At 72.7% G+C, this 13204-nt stretch carries 14 protein-coding genes; 10 read left to right on the plus strand and 4 right to left on the minus strand.

What is annotated here, in order from left to right:
- Positions 1-90: 90 nt before the first annotated feature.
- Together ACQYWQ_RS23870 and ACQYWQ_RS23875 are read right to left on the minus strand one after the other, a co-directional pair.
- Positions 91-1428, minus strand: coding sequence for a D-arabinono-1,4-lactone oxidase (locus ACQYWQ_RS23870; protein ID WP_431039320.1), 1338 nt, complete (start codon positions 1426-1428; stop codon positions 91-93).
- The gene (locus tag ACQYWQ_RS23875) at positions 1370-2701 is read right to left on the minus strand and encodes an MFS transporter (protein ID WP_431037344.1); all 1332 of its coding nucleotides are present in this window, start codon (positions 2699-2701) and stop codon (positions 1370-1372) included. The genes ACQYWQ_RS23870 and ACQYWQ_RS23875 overlap by 59 nt, the downstream gene beginning before the upstream one ends.
- 334 nt (positions 2702-3035) lie before the next feature.
- Here ACQYWQ_RS23875 and ACQYWQ_RS23880 point away from each other — a divergent pair, with 334 nt between their 5' ends.
- Positions 3036-4163 carry a ferrochelatase gene (locus ACQYWQ_RS23880; RefSeq protein WP_431037345.1) on the plus strand — a complete coding sequence of 376 codons (1128 nt, stop codon included), beginning with the start codon at positions 3036-3038 and terminating at the stop codon, positions 4161-4163.
- Positions 4164-4196: 33 nt separating this feature from the next.
- Positions 4197-5015: an inositol monophosphatase family protein gene (locus ACQYWQ_RS23885; protein ID WP_431037347.1), complete on the plus strand. Its 819-nt coding sequence runs from the start codon at positions 4197-4199 to the stop codon at positions 5013-5015.
- 152 nt (positions 5016-5167) lie between these two features.
- Here the strand turns inward: ACQYWQ_RS23885 and ACQYWQ_RS23890 are convergent, their stop codons facing one another.
- On the minus strand, positions 5168-5377 hold the full coding sequence (locus tag ACQYWQ_RS23890) for a hypothetical protein (RefSeq protein WP_431037348.1): 210 nt from the start codon (positions 5375-5377) through the stop codon (positions 5168-5170).
- A gap of 443 nt (positions 5378-5820) precedes the next feature.
- On the opposite strand from ACQYWQ_RS23890, the gene ACQYWQ_RS23895 reads away from it, so the two are divergent.
- The 4 genes from ACQYWQ_RS23895 (at position 5821) to ACQYWQ_RS23910 (ending at position 9523) form a co-directional block, all read left to right on the plus strand.
- The gene (locus tag ACQYWQ_RS23895) at positions 5821-6474 is read left to right on the plus strand and encodes a response regulator transcription factor (protein ID WP_008745216.1); all 654 of its coding nucleotides are present in this window, start codon (positions 5821-5823) and stop codon (positions 6472-6474) included.
- Positions 6475-6482: 8 nt separating this feature from the next.
- Positions 6483-7814, plus strand: coding sequence for a HAMP domain-containing sensor histidine kinase (locus ACQYWQ_RS23900; RefSeq protein WP_431037350.1), 1332 nt, complete (start codon positions 6483-6485; stop codon positions 7812-7814).
- 451 nt (positions 7815-8265) lie between these two features.
- Positions 8266-8562: a DUF4193 domain-containing protein gene (locus ACQYWQ_RS23905; RefSeq protein ID WP_007821276.1), complete on the plus strand. Its 297-nt coding sequence runs from the start codon at positions 8266-8268 to the stop codon at positions 8560-8562.
- 13 nt (positions 8563-8575) lie between these two features.
- Entirely contained in the window at positions 8576-9523 is a 948-nt protein-coding gene (locus ACQYWQ_RS23910; protein ID WP_431037351.1) for a hypothetical protein, read from the plus strand.
- Positions 9524-9588: 65 nt separating this feature from the next.
- Here the strand turns inward: ACQYWQ_RS23910 and ACQYWQ_RS23915 are convergent, their stop codons facing one another.
- On the minus strand, positions 9589-10047 hold the full coding sequence (locus tag ACQYWQ_RS23915) for a DUF3093 domain-containing protein (RefSeq protein WP_431037352.1): 459 nt from the start codon (positions 10045-10047) through the stop codon (positions 9589-9591).
- 199 nt (positions 10048-10246) lie between these two features.
- Between ACQYWQ_RS23915 and dut the strand changes: the two genes are divergently transcribed.
- From dut to ACQYWQ_RS23935, 4 genes are all read left to right on the plus strand, one after another.
- The gene (gene dut / locus ACQYWQ_RS23920; RefSeq protein WP_431037354.1) at positions 10247-10762 is read left to right on the plus strand and encodes a dUTP diphosphatase; all 516 of its coding nucleotides are present in this window, start codon (positions 10247-10249) and stop codon (positions 10760-10762) included.
- A 1-nt stretch (position 10763) separates the two neighbouring features.
- Positions 10764-11525, plus strand: coding sequence for a DUF3710 domain-containing protein (locus ACQYWQ_RS23925; RefSeq protein WP_431037355.1), 762 nt, complete (start codon positions 10764-10766; stop codon positions 11523-11525).
- Positions 11526-11713: 188 nt separating this feature from the next.
- Positions 11714-12397: a TetR/AcrR family transcriptional regulator gene (locus tag ACQYWQ_RS23930; RefSeq protein WP_431037356.1), complete on the plus strand. Its 684-nt coding sequence runs from the start codon at positions 11714-11716 to the stop codon at positions 12395-12397.
- Positions 12394-13158, plus strand: coding sequence for an SDR family NAD(P)-dependent oxidoreductase (locus tag ACQYWQ_RS23935; protein WP_431037357.1), 765 nt, complete (start codon positions 12394-12396; stop codon positions 13156-13158). Before ACQYWQ_RS23930 ends, ACQYWQ_RS23935 begins: the two co-directional genes overlap by 4 nt.
- Positions 13159-13204 lie beyond the last annotated feature (46 nt).

Genomic DNA, 13204 nt, shown 5'->3' on the forward strand with positions numbered 1-13204 from the left:
CGGGGCGCGGCCGGGGGCTTCGTCGTCCGCGCGGGGCCCGTTCCGCACCGCCGGCGCGCCGCCGTCCCCGACCCGTACCGCCGCCCCGCCTCAGTCCCCCAGCACCCGCCGCAGATACGGGTTCGTGAAGAGACGGCCGGGGTCGAGGCGGTCGCGCACGGCAGTGAACTCCCCGAAGCGCGGGTACGCCTCGGCGAGGTAGGCCGCGTCGCGGGTGTGGACCTTGCCCCAGTGGGGGCGGCCCGCGTGCGCCGTGAAGATCTTCTCGGCCGCCGTGAAGTACTCGCGGTACGGCGTGCCCCGGTACATGTGCACCGCGATGTAGCCCGCGGCGCGGCCGCTCGCCGTGGAGAGGGCGAGGTCGTCGGCGGGGGCGCTGCGGACCTCCACGGGGAAGCTCACCCGCAGGCGCGAGCGCTCGATCATCGCCTTCAGCTCGCGCAGCACTTCGGGTACCTCGGCGCGCGGCACGGCGTACTCCATCTCCACGAACCGCACCCGGCGCGGACTCGTATAGACCTTGTACGGAATGTCCGTGTACGTCCGCGCCGAGAGTGCCCGGCTGGAGACGCGTGCGACCGGCGGGATCGTCGCGGGGACCGCGCGGCCGAGCGAGTTGACCACCTGGAAGAGGCCGTTGGAGAGGAACTCGTCCTCGAACCAGCCGCTCAGCTTCGGCACCGGCCGCACGGGTCCCTGGCTGCGGTTGTTGCGCTTGGTGTTCGTGTTGTCCGTGTGCGGGAACCAGTAGAACTCGAAGTGCTCGTTCTCGGTCACCAATTGCTCGTACTCGGCAAGGACCCGGTCGAGCGGCATCGGTTCCTCGCGCGCGGTGAGCAGGAAGACCGGCTCGACGCGGAAGGTGAGGGCGGTGAGGACGCCGAGCGCGCCGAGGCCGATGCGCCCGGCGGCGAAGACGTCCGCGTTCTCCTCCGGCGTGCAGTTCAGGAGCGTGCCGTCGGCCGTCAGGAGTTCGAAACCGGCGAGCTGCGCGGCGATCGAGCCGGAGTCGCGCCCGGTGCCGTGGGTGCCGGTGCTGACCGCGCCGGCGACGGTCTGCTCCATGATGTCGCCCATGTTGGTGAGGGAGAGTCCCTCCCGGGCGAGCGCGGCGTTGAGGCGCTTGAGCGGGGTGCCCGCCTCGACCGTGATCGTCATCGCCTCGCGGTCGATGTGCCGGATGCCGGTGAGGAGGTGCGGGCGGACGAGGACCCCTTCGGTCGCCGAGATCGCGGTGAAGGAGTGCCCGGTGCCCGCGGGCTTGACGGTGAGGCCCTGCGCGGCCGCGCGGCGCAGCACCCCGGCCAGTTCCTCGGCGGACGCGGGGCTCTCCTCGCGGGCCGGGCTCGCCGTGATGTTGCCGCCCCAGTTACGCCAGGTCCCGCTCGGCCGCGCCGTCCCTGGCGCGCTCCTCGGCGCCGGGACCACCGGCGGCCTCTTCGCCGCCTCCGGCTCCCGCGGCCCGCTCGCTCCCGGCACTGCCTGCTCGCTGCTCATCCTGCGCCCCTCCCCGCTGCGGAACCGGCCGCTTCAGCCGGCGGTACCCCAGGAACGCGACCACGACCGCGACCGCCCCGGCAACCCCCGGGACGGCGTACCCCGTCCTCGGCCCCGCCGCGTCGATGACCCAGCCCGCCACGGAGGAACCGAGCGCGACACCGACGGCGAGACCCGTACTCACCCAGGTCATGCCCTCGGTGAGCTTCGCGCGGGGCACGTGCTGCTCGACGAGGGCCATCGTCGTCGTCATCGTGGGAGCGATCGTCAGGCCCGCGAAGAACAGCGCCACGGCCAGCAACGGAAGGTTCCCGACCAGTTGGAGGGGGATCATACTCACGCCCACGAGGCAGACCCCGATGAGCCAGCGCCGCGCGGGCGGCCGCGTGAAGTGGAAGAGACCGAAGACCGCGCCCGCGAGGCAGGAGCCGAGCGCGTAGACGGCGAGGACGAGGCTCGCCGCGGCCTTGTGCCCCTGGTGCTCGGCGAAGGCGACGGTGACGACGTCGATCGCGCCGAACATGACACCCGTCGAGACGAAGGTCAGCACGAGGACCCGCAGCCCCACCGAGCGCATCGCGCTGCCCCGGTCGTGCCGCTCGGCCGGGTGCACGGCGGGTTCGGTGGCCTTCTGCCCGGACAGCCAGAAGACACCGACGGCGAGGAAACAGCCGGCGAGCAGCGGCCCCGCCTCGGGGAACCAGGCCGTGCACAGGCCGATCGAGATGATCGGGCCGAGGACGAAGCAGACCTCGTCGACGACGGACTCGAAGGAGTACGCGGTGTGCAGCATGCGCGGCTCGTCGCGGTAGAGCGCGGCCCAGCGCGAGCGCACCATCGAGCCGACGCTGGGCACGCAGCCGATCCCGGCGGCGAAGACGAACAGCGTCCAGTCCGGCGCCTCGTACACCGTCGCGAGCAGGAGCCCCGCCGTCGCCGCGAGCCCGATGAGCGTCGCGGGGCGCAGCACCCGCCGCTGCCCGTGCCTGTCCACGAGCCGCGACAGCTGGGGGCCGAGCACCGCCGCGGCGAGCGCGATCGTCGCCGAGAGCCCGCCCGCGAGCCCGTACCTGCCCGTGAGCTGGGAGATCATCGTGACGACACCGATCCCCATCATCGCGAGCGGCATCCGCCCGATGAGGCCGGCCGCCGAGAAGGAGAGGGTGCCGGGCGCGCGGAAGATCGCGCGGTAGGGGCTGGGCAAGGCGGGCTCCGGGCAGGCGTACGGGCACAGGGCGATCGAGACCGTCGTGTGCGGGGGAGAGGGGGTCGGGAGGACTGAGAAGTAAGCAGCGAACCCGGCCCGGTGAGCTTACGCAGTCGGGCGCCTTTTCGCACGGGCGTCGCGGAGTGGGACATGGCGGTACGGCGCGGTCCGGCGGGGGTACGGGGCGCGGTCCGGCCGGGGTACGGGGCGCGGTCCGGCCGGGGTACGGGGCGCGGTCCGGTGGGGGTACGGGGCGGGGCGCCCTGCGCGGGGCCCGGACACGCGCGGGGCGGGCGTCGTGCCCCGTCCCTCTGGTGGCAGGATCGGAGGCATGGCCGAAGCTCTCGATCCCACCACCTCAGGGGCCGCCCCCTACGACGCCCTCCTGCTGCTCTCCTTCGGTGGCCCCGAAGGACCCGAGGACGTCGTCCCCTTCCTGGAGAACGTCACCCGGGGCCGGGGCATCCCCCGCGAACGGCTCAAGGAGGTCGGGCAGCACTACTTCCTCTTCGGCGGGGTCAGCCCGATCAACAGCCAGAACCGCGAACTGCTCGAAGCGCTGCGCACCGACTTCGCCGGGCACGGCCTCGGCCTGCCCGTCTACTGGGGCAACCGCAACTGGGCCCCGTACCTCACCGACGCGCTCCGCGAGATGGTCAAGGACGGCCGCCGCCGCGTCGCCGTCCTGTGCACGAGCGCCTACGCCTCCTACTCCGGCTGCCGCCAGTACCGCGAGAACCTCGCCGAGTCGCTCGCGACACTGGAGGCCGAGGGCCTTGAGGTGCCCGTCGTCGACAAACTGCGCCACTACTTCAACCACCCCGGTTTCGTCGAGCCGATGATCGACGGCGTGCTCCGCTCCCTCGCGGACCTGCCCGAGGACGTACGGGACGGGGCGCACCTCGCCTTCACGACGCACTCCATCCCGCTCTCGGCCGCCGACACCTCGGGCGCCCCCGACGCGCACGGGGACGGCGGCGCGTACGTCAAGGAGCACCTCGACGTCGCCGCGGTCATCCACGCCGCCGTGCGCGAGCGGACCGGCGTCGACCATGAATGGCGGCTCGTCTACCAGTCGCGCAGCGGCGCCCCGCACATCCCGTGGCTGGAGCCCGACATCTGCGATCACTTGGAGGCGGAGCACGCGGCCGGGGTCCCCGCGGTCGTGATGGTGCCGATCGGTTTCGTGTCGGACCACATGGAGGTCCTGTACGACCTCGACACCGAGGCGACGGCGAAGGCGGCGGAGCTGGGGCTGCCGGTGCGCAGGTCGCCGACGGTGGGGAGCGATCCGAGGTTCGCCGCCGCGGTGCGGGAGCTGGTCCTGGAACGGGCCGCCACGGAGCGGGGGGAGACGCCCGCGCGGTGCGTCCTCGGCGCGCTCGGGCCGAGCCACGACGTCTGCCCCGTCGGCTGCTGCCCCGCCAGGACGCCGCGCCCCGCGGCCGCGGGAAGCTGAACCGACCGCCCACACGAGCGCACCAGGAGAACCGTGACCGACCAGCCCGACCAGCCCGACCAGCTCGCCCAGGAACTACTGCCCCTCGCCCTCGAAGCCGCCCGCAGGGCCGGCGCGTTCCTGCGGGACTCGCGGCCCGCCGATCTCGGGGTCGCCGCGACCAAGACGAGTCCCGTCGACGTCGTGACGGAGATGGATCTCGCCTCCGAGAAGCTCATCACCGGATTCCTCGCCGAGCACCGTCCCGACGACGGCGTCCTCGGCGAGGAGGGAGCGAGCCGGGAGGGGAGCAGCGGCGTGCGGTGGGTCATCGACCCCGTGGACGGGACGGTGAACTACCTCTACGGGCTGCCGAGCTGGTGCGTCTCGATCGCCGCGCAGAAGGACGGCGAGACACTCGTCGGCGTCGTGGACGCGCCCGTGCGCGGTGAGGTGTATCACGCGGTACGCGGCGGCGGGGCCTGGCTCGGGGAGCGGGCGCTGCGGGTGCGGCCCCCGGCCGGGGAAGGGCGGGCACTCGTCGGCACGGGCTTCGGCTACCTCGCCGAGCGCCGGGCCCACCAGGCCGAGGTCATCGCCGGGCTCATCACCTCGGTGCGCGACATCCGGCGCGGCGGCTCGGCGGCGATCGACCTGTGCGACGTGGCGGCCGGCCGCCTCGACGCGTACTACGAACGCGGCCTCAACCCCTGGGACTACGCGGCGGGCGACCTCATCGCCCGCGAGGCCGGCGCCCTCACCGGGGGCCGTCCGGGCGAGCCGCTGAGCCCCGAGCTGACCGTCGCGGCTCCTCCCGGGCTCTTCGAGAGCCTCCAGGCGCGCCTGGAGGAGCTGGGGGCCTGGCACGACTGAGGCACGACCGAGGCGGCCGCGAGAGGCCGGGGCAGGCGAAGGGGCCGGTACGCGGGCTGCGCGTACCGGCCCCTTCGCCTGCGCGACGTACGGATGCGCGACGTGCCAGGACGTGACACCTCGCGGTCGGCGGCCGGGGGAGCCGCCGCCGCTCAGGCGTGCTGGACCGGGCGGGACGGTGCGTGGTCGGCGGCCTGCACGGCGTCGAAATCGACTCCGTGCTCGGCGGCGAGCCGGCGCAGGTCGTCCAGGTCCGATTCGTCCACGTCCACCAGGAAGTCGTCGCCGCTGCGACGCGCCTGGTCGAGGTCGGACTTGGTGTTCCTTATGCGCTGGAGCAGCGCGGCGGTGAAAGCGTCCAAGGTGCGCCCCCTCGTCATGGTCGTGGGTCGGCGGCACGGGGTGTGCCAGACAGGGGCGGTCAGCCGGTGCCGCTCGGCTCAAAGCGGAACGGCACGCCCAGAGGACGTGCCGCGTACCGGACGTGATCGCGGGGTGTCCTCGGGTCATCCCCAGCGGGGCAGGGCCGGAAACCTCCGAGTCCGCACGCCCTGCGAATTCGTGGACGGATACATGGATTTCGCCGCCCGTACGCACCAGGTTTCCACCGCGTACGGTCCGTGATCCTGCTCCGTGCACGGCCAGTGATAAGGCGTGGCTAAGGGCTTACCGCCGGTTTATGGCCGAAAGGGGCAGGATGGAGGTTCCACTACTCTCGTCGCGCGCGTCCCGCCCCCCGCCCAGGACAGGGCGGGCCGCGCGCCGCGTCCCCGTGCCGGGGGCGCCCACGGAAAGGACCAGCCACGTGCGCGTACTCGTCGTCGAGGACGAGCAGTTGCTCGCCGATGCGGTGGCCACCGGACTGCGCCGGGAGGCTATGGCGGTCGACGTCGTGTACGACGGAGCCGCGGCGCTGGAGCGCGTCGAGGTCAACGACTACGACGTCCTCGTCCTCGACCGCGACCTCCCCCTCGTGCACGGCGACGACGTCTGCCGCAGGGTCGTCGAGCTGGGCCTGCCCACGCGGGTCCTCATGCTCACCGCGTCGGGAGACGTCAGCGACCGCGTCGAGGGCCTGGAGCTGGGTGCCGACGACTACCTGCCCAAGCCCTTCGCCTTCAGCGAGCTGATCGCCCGTGTCCGCGCCCTCGGCAGGCGCACGAGCGTGCCGCTGCCGCCGGTCCTGGAGCGGGCGGGGATCAAGCTGGACCCCAACCGCAGGGAGATCTTCAGGGACGGCAGGGAGATCCAGCTCGCGCCCAAGGAGTTCGCCGTCCTCGAAGTGCTCATGCGCAGCGAGGGCGCGGTCGTCTCGGCCGAGCAGCTCCTGGAGAAGGCGTGGGACGAGAACACCGACCCCTTCACCAACGTCGTCCGGGTCACGGTCATGACCTTGCGCCGCAAGCTCGGTGAGCCCGCTGTCATCGTCACCGTCCCTGGCTCCGGCTACCGGATCTGAGTTCCCTCATGGCCCCGTCCCCCTCCCGGCAGGGCGCCGCGCGCGCGCCCCGGCCCCCCGGCCGCCCGCCCGTCCCGCCCAAGCCCGTCCGCCCCCCGTTCAGCGCGGCCGAGCCCCCGTTCCCCTGGCTGCGCCCGACCATCCGGATAAGACTCACGCTGCTCTACGGCGGGATGTTCCTCATCGCGGGCATCCTGCTGCTCTCGATCATCTACCTGCTCGCCGTGCAGGCCGTCGGCGTCGGCCAGAAGCTGCCCTTCGAACTCAGCGGGAAGGTCGTCTTCCCCAGCGCCGACTGCCCGCAGCTCGCGAACATGTCGGGCAGCGTGCACACGCAGGACGAGTTCCAGGCCGCGCTCAACAGCTGCGTGAACCAGCAGCGCCAGCGGGCCCTCGACCACCTGCTCTCGCGCTCGCTCCTCGCCCTCCTCGGGCTCAGCGTCATCGCCTTCGCCTTCGGCTACGCGATGGCGGGCCGCGTCCTGTCCCCGCTCGGGCGCATCACCAGGACCGCGCGCCAGGTGGCCGGCTCCGACCTCAGCCGGCGGATCAAGCTCGACGGCCCCGACGACGAGCTGAAGGAACTCGCCGACACCTTCGACGAGATGCTGGAGCGCCTGGAGCGCGCCTTCAGCGCGCAGCAGCGCTTCGTCGCCAACGCCTCGCACGAGCTGCGCACCCCGCTCGCGATCAACCGCACCCTGCTCGAAGTCCAGCTCTCCGACCCGCAGGCGCCCCCCGAACTGCAACAGCTCGGCAAGACCCTGCTCGCCACCAACGAGCGCAGCGAACAGCTCGTCGAGGGCCTGCTCCTGCTCGCCCGCAGCGACAACCAGCTCGTCGAGCGCGGCCCCGTCGACCTCGCCGAGGTCGCCGACCGCGCCATCGACCAGGCGCGCGGCGAGGCGGCGGCCAAGGGCGTCGAGATCAGGGGCACGCGGGCTCCCGCGGTCGTCGAAGGAAACGGCGTGCTCCTGGAGCGCGTCGCCCTCAACCTCGTGCAGAACGCGATCAGGTACAACGTGCCGCCGCCCGCACCGGCGGACCGGCTCAGCAAGGAGGGCGCTCCCGAGCGCGGCTGGGTCGAGGTGACCACCGAGGCCCAGCACGGGCAGGCGGTGCTCGTCGTGAGCAACACGGGGCCCGTCGTGCCCGCGTACGAGATCGAGAACATCTTCGAGCCCTTCCGCCGCTTGCGCACCGAGCGCACGGGGAGCGACAAGGGCGCGGGCCTCGGCCTGTCGATCGTGCGCTCCATCGTCCGCGCGCACGGCGCGCGCATCCACGCGGAGCCACGGGAGGGGGGCGGGCTCGTGATGCGGGTCACACTCCCGCTGTGAGCGGAACGTGTCCGGAGGAATGCGATACGTGTTCCCCGGGTCGCCCGACACGGGAGGCGGCGCGCCGGGTCCTGGTCGCCTTGTTCGCTTTGGGAGGAATTTTCGGGACCTGGGTCCGCGTTCGACCTGTGTGATCGATCACAAGAGCGGATTTTCGGACATTCACAGTGGGTGACTCTTGAGAGCCCCGAATCGCCCGGAAAATCGGGGTTTTCGCGGGGGTCGATCACGGGAAGTACACGGGGAGGCCCGTCCCCGGTGCGACTGTCGTACCGGTTACGGTGCGCACCAGCACTTCCATACGCCCCTGGTCAAGGGGGCGGAAGAAGTGTCGATTGAGTAACAGACCTTGATGTGAGGCAAAATCTCCGCCTCGGGTCGGGCACAAGTCCGGCCTCTCACGCGTTACGAGCGCTGAGACACCGCACAGAACCCAGAGGGGGAGAGCGACATGGCTACGGACTACGACACTCCACGCAAGACCGATGACGACCTCAACGAGGACAGCCTCGAAGAGCTGAAGGCCCGGCGCAACGACAAGACCACCTCGACCGTCGATGTCGACGAGTTCGAGGAGGCGGCCGGGATGGAGCTGCCAGGGGCCGACCTCTCCAACGAGGAGCTGGCGGTCCGCGTCCTGCCCAAGCAGCAGGACGAATTCACCTGCATGAGCTGCTTCCTGGTGCACCACCGCAGCCAGCTCGCGCGGGAGAAGAACGGGCAGCCGATCTGCCGCGACTGCGACTGAGGGCGGGGCGGCCGTGACCGGCTCGACCCCTCCCTGGAAGCGGCGGCGCTCGGCGTCGCCCGACGGCCCGGAGCGGCGTGCACGCGAGAACGAGCGAGGCCGGGCGGCCTCGCTCGACGAGCGGGACGCCGCTGCGGCCTTTCTCCCGGCTCAGCAGCCCCCCGGCGGGGTCGAGGAGCCGGACACCGCCCCCGGGCGGGACACGGCGGCCACGCGGGGCGAGAAGCCCGCGCGCGGCGGCAGGCTCACCGCTCTGCGCTCCGGCGTGGGGCAGGGGCTCAGGCGCGGGCGTGACTCCGCCCGCGCGGCGGTCGGCTTCCTCGCCGACCGCATCATCGAGACCGCGCCCCGCGTCCCGGTGCGCGATCTCGCCACTCTTCGCCGCCAGTTCCCGGGCCTCGGCCCGGAGGAACTGGCCGACAAACTCGTCAAGGGCGCGGCCCACTCGGCCTCCGCCGTCGGCGCCTCGATCGGCGCCGCGGCGATGATGCCGGTGCCGCCCGCGCTCCCCGCCGAACTCGCCGCCGAGATCACCGCGGTCGCCGCGATCGAGCTGAAGCTCGTCGCCGAACTCCACGAGGTCTACGGGCACCGCCCGCCCGGCACGCGAGGGCAGCGCAGTGCCGCCTACCTCACCGCCTGGACGCAGGAGCGCGGCGTCGACCTGAGCAAGCCGCTCTCGCTCACGGCGGGCGGGCTCAGCGGGCAGGCGGCGCGCGAGCTGCGGCAGCAGATCATGAAGCGGACGATCCGCAATCTGCCCAACCTCGTGCCGTTCCTCATCGGCGCGGCCGTGGGCGCGTACATGAACCGCAGGGACACGAGGAAGCTCGCCGAGCACGTGCGCGACGACCTGCGGAAGCGGGCGATTCCGTGGGAGCGCCTGGAGGGGCTGCCGGCGCTGGAGGCGCCCGACGAGCCGTACCCGGGGCTGCCGGGGCCCCGTCCCGAGCGCGGCTGACCCCAAAGTCTTGGTCAAGCCCTGAGGGCGGGGGCGCGGCGACGGCCCGCGGCCGCGCGAGCGCGTCAGGCCGCGGGGCTCGTCTGCCTGGCCGCCTCGATCGCGTCCAGGAGCCGCCGCGGCTCGCGCGTGGAGAGGTAGAGGTACGGGGTGGGGTCGGCCGGGTCGGTGACCGGGATGCGGACCGCCGTCGGGATGTAGGCGCGCAGCAGCATGAATGCCCGCGGGTCCGCCTTGTGCAGCCGCCACTCGCGCGCCGCCTCGCTGTCCAGGATCTCGCCCTCGCCCAGCGCGGCCACGGGGAGCTTCGCCTCCTCGGCGACGAGCGAGCCGTTCACGACGCGAATCCGCACCGAGCCGTACGAACTCGTGAGGACCGCGGAGACGGCGGCTCCCGCGACGAGCGCGCCCAGCAGGGGAAGGGTCCCGAACGGCAGGGCCACGAGGGCGCAGACGATCCCGACCAGGACACAGACCGCCCACCACGAACGGGGCGCCGTCAGACGTTCTTCGTAAGGCTGCATGAATCCAAGCTTGGCACGGCGCGCTGTGGCCTCCCGCGCGCGGGTAGGGTCGGGCGCCGAACACCGAACGTGCGCACGCCGTACCCGTCCGTGCCGCCCGTACCCATCCGTACCCGTCCGTGCTGCCCGCACCCGTCCGTACCTGTCCGTGCCGCCCGCACCCGTCCGTGCCGCCGGACAGAAGTCACCGGAGTCAACAGTGAACCCTGAGCCCCTGACCGTGCTGCTGCGGCGGCTCGACCCCGAGGTGCCGCTCCCCGCCTACGGGCACCCGGGCGACGCGGGCGCCGACCTCGTCACGACCGAGGCCGCCGTGCTCGCCCCGGGCGAGCGTGCGGTCCTGCCGACCGGCATCGCGCTCGCGCTCCCCGAGGGCCACGCGGCCTTCGTGCACCCCCGCTCGGGGCTCGCCGCCCGGTGCGGAGTGGCGCTCGTGAATGCCCCGGGGACGGTGGATGCCGGGTACCGTGGGGAGATCAAGGTGATCGTGGTGAACCTCGATCCGCGCGAGCCCGTGCGGTTCGAGCGCTTCGACCGTATTGCCCAGCTGGTGATCCAGCGCGTCGAGCGGGCCGCGTTCCGGGAGGTCGCCGAACTCCCCGGTTCGGTGCGCGCGGCGGGTGGCTTCGGGTCCACGGGCGGGCATGCGGCCGTGGGCGACGGCGCGGGTGGGAACGGTTACGCTTCGGTCGTATCCGACCGGGAAGGACAGTGACGTGTTCGGACGTCGCAAGAAGAGCAGTGCCGCGGAAGACGCGGAGAGCGAGACCGAGCAGGTCGCGGACGCGCAGGCCGCCGATGAGGATTCCGCATCGGTGCGTCGCGGCCTTCCGCCCGCCCCCCGGCCCGACGGGCCCTGGGACGTCTCCGAGCTGCACGAGCCGGGCGAGGGGCGCGTCGACCTCGGCGGCCTCTTCGTGCCCGGTGTCGAGGGCATGGAGCTGCGGGTGGAGGTCGCGGGCGACGCGATCGTCGCCGCCACCGTCGTCCTCGGCGACAGCGCGGTACAGCTCCAGGGCTTCGCGGCGCCCAAGAACGAGGGCATCTGGGGCGAGGTGCGCGAGGAGATCGCGAGCGGCATCACCCGCCAGGGCGGCCTGATCGACGAGATCGAGGGCCCGCTCGGCTGGGAGCTGCGCGCCCAGGTCCCGATCCAGCTCCCGGACGGCAAGAGCGGCCAGCAGGTCGTCCGCTTCGTCGGCGTCGACGGCCCCCGCTGGTTCCTGCGCGGGGTCATCTCGGGCCAGGGCGCGGTGCAGCCGCAGGCCGCCGGGGTCCTGGAGCAGATCGTGCGGGACACGGTGGTGGTACGGGGCGACGGCCCGATGGCCCCTCGCGACCCGATCGTGCTCAAGCTTCCCGAGGACGCGCAGATGGTGCCCGAGGGTGTGCAGCAGGACCGCCAGGGCGCCGGTTCACGCTTCTCCGGCGACATGGGCCAGCTCGCCCGCGGCCCGGAGATCACCGAGATCCGCTGAGCGCGCGCGGGGCGCCGCTCGTCCACGTACGGCCCGAAGGGGCCGCACTCCCAGTCCGGGGGTGCGGCCCCTTCGCCGTGCTCGCGGCCCCGCGGCCGGCCGGGCCTGGGCCTCGACCAGGCCCCAGCTGCGAAAAGTCCCGACGGGACACATGTCCCCATGAGACAAAAAGGAGTACGGTGGAAGGCATGAAGGCCGAGGAGACGCGGCGGGCGCCGTCGCCCGCACCCGGGGACCGCAGGCACCGCAAGGCGCTGCGGACCAGGGAGGCGCTGGCCCGCGCGGCGATGGAGCTGATCCTCGAAGAGGGGCTCGACTCCGTGACCGTCGAGGCCATCGCCGAGCGCGCGGACGTCACCCGGCGCACGTTCAGCCGCTACTTCTCCGGCAAGGAGGAGGCGGCGCTGGACTTCGTCCGGGCCGACACGGAGCGGATCAACGCCGCCCTGCGGGCGCGCCCCGCGGACGAGCCGCCCCTGCTCGCCTACCGCGCGGCCGTCGACGACTGGCTCGCCGATCCCGAGGGCGGCTGGCTGCACTGGCCGGGCACCCCAGGGATCTACGCGCTCGTGGACAGCGAACCCACCATGTTCGCCGCCTTCGAGCGGGTCAGGGTCGCCGCCCAGTCCGAGTCCGTACGCATCGTCGCCGCGCGCCTCGGCGTCGACCCCGCGCGCGATCCGCGCCCGGCGGCCGTCGTCGGTGGTGCGGCGGGCGTCTTCATCGCCGCCCTGCGCCTGTGGGTGCGGGGCGGCCAGGAGGAGGGCGAGGACATCCGCACCCTCGTCGACCGCGTCTACAGGGTCTTCGTCACCGAGGTGGGCCGGAGTTCCGGCCCGCCGCAGCACAGCACGGAAAGCGAAACACCATGAGCACCATCGACCCCACCGAATTCGCCGGCCAGACCGCTTTCGTCACCGGCGGAGCCTCCGGAATCGGCCTCGCCACCGCCCAGCGCCTCGGCCGCGCGGGCGCCAAGGTCGTCGTCGCCGACTACAACAAGGACGGCGCCGAAGCGGCCGTCGCCGCGCTGAAGGAGGAGGGCACAGAGGCCGCCGCCGTGGCCGTCGACGTCACCGACCCGGCCTCCGTCAAGGCGGCCGTCGACTTCACCGTCGACACCTTCGGCGGCCTCGACCTCGCGGTCAACAACGCGGGTATCGGCAGCGAGGGCACCCCGATCGGGGAGACCGAGATAACGGCCTTCGAGAAGGTCGTCGCGACCAACCTCAACGGTGTCTTCTACGGGATGCGCTACCAGATCCCTGTCATGGCCGCAGCGGGCAAGGGAGCCATCGTCAATACGGCGTCCATCCTCGGCTCGGTCGGCTTCCCGCACGCCGCCGCCTACGTCGCCGCGAAGCACGGCGTCGTCGGCCTCACGAAGACGGCGGCGATCGAGTACGCGGCGCAGGGCGTCCGCGTCAACGCGGTGGGCCCCGGCTTCATCGAGACGCCGCTCATCTCCGGCAAGGACCAGGCAGGCCACGACGCCCTCGTCGCGGCCCACCCGGTGGGCCGCCTCGGCAAGGCCGAGGAGGTCGCCGAGGTCATCGTCTTCCTCCTCTCCGACCGTGCCTCCTTCGTCCAGGGCAGCTACCACCTGGTGGACGGCGCCTACACGGCCCGCTGATCAATCGGCCGGAGGGGCCACACCACCAGCCCCTCCGGCGTTTGAG

This window comes from Streptomyces sp. P6-2-1 (genome assembly GCF_050613165.1).
GTDB lineage: Bacteria > Actinomycetota > Actinomycetes > Streptomycetales > Streptomycetaceae > Streptomyces.

What these genes read in the sequence shown, in the direction of transcription:
- ACQYWQ_RS23880 (WP_431037345.1), top strand. Translation starts at nt 3,036, where the DNA reads ATGGCCGAAGCTCTCGATCCCACCACCTCAGGGGCCGCCCCCTACGAC.
- ACQYWQ_RS23900 (WP_431037350.1), top strand. Translation starts at nt 6,483, where the DNA reads ATGGCCCCGTCCCCCTCCCGGCAGGGCGCCGCGCGCGCGCCCCGGCCC.
- ACQYWQ_RS23935 (WP_431037357.1), top strand. Translation starts at nt 12,394, where the DNA reads ATGAGCACCATCGACCCCACCGAATTCGCCGGCCAGACCGCTTTCGTC.
- ACQYWQ_RS23930 (WP_431037356.1), top strand. Translation starts at nt 11,714, where the DNA reads ATGAAGGCCGAGGAGACGCGGCGGGCGCCGTCGCCCGCACCCGGGGAC.
- ACQYWQ_RS23915 (WP_431037352.1), bottom strand. Translation starts at nt 10,047, where the DNA reads ATGCAGCCTTACGAAGAACGTCTGACGGCGCCCCGTTCGTGGTGGGCG.
- ACQYWQ_RS23905 (WP_007821276.1), top strand. Translation starts at nt 8,266, where the DNA reads ATGGCTACGGACTACGACACTCCACGCAAGACCGATGACGACCTCAAC.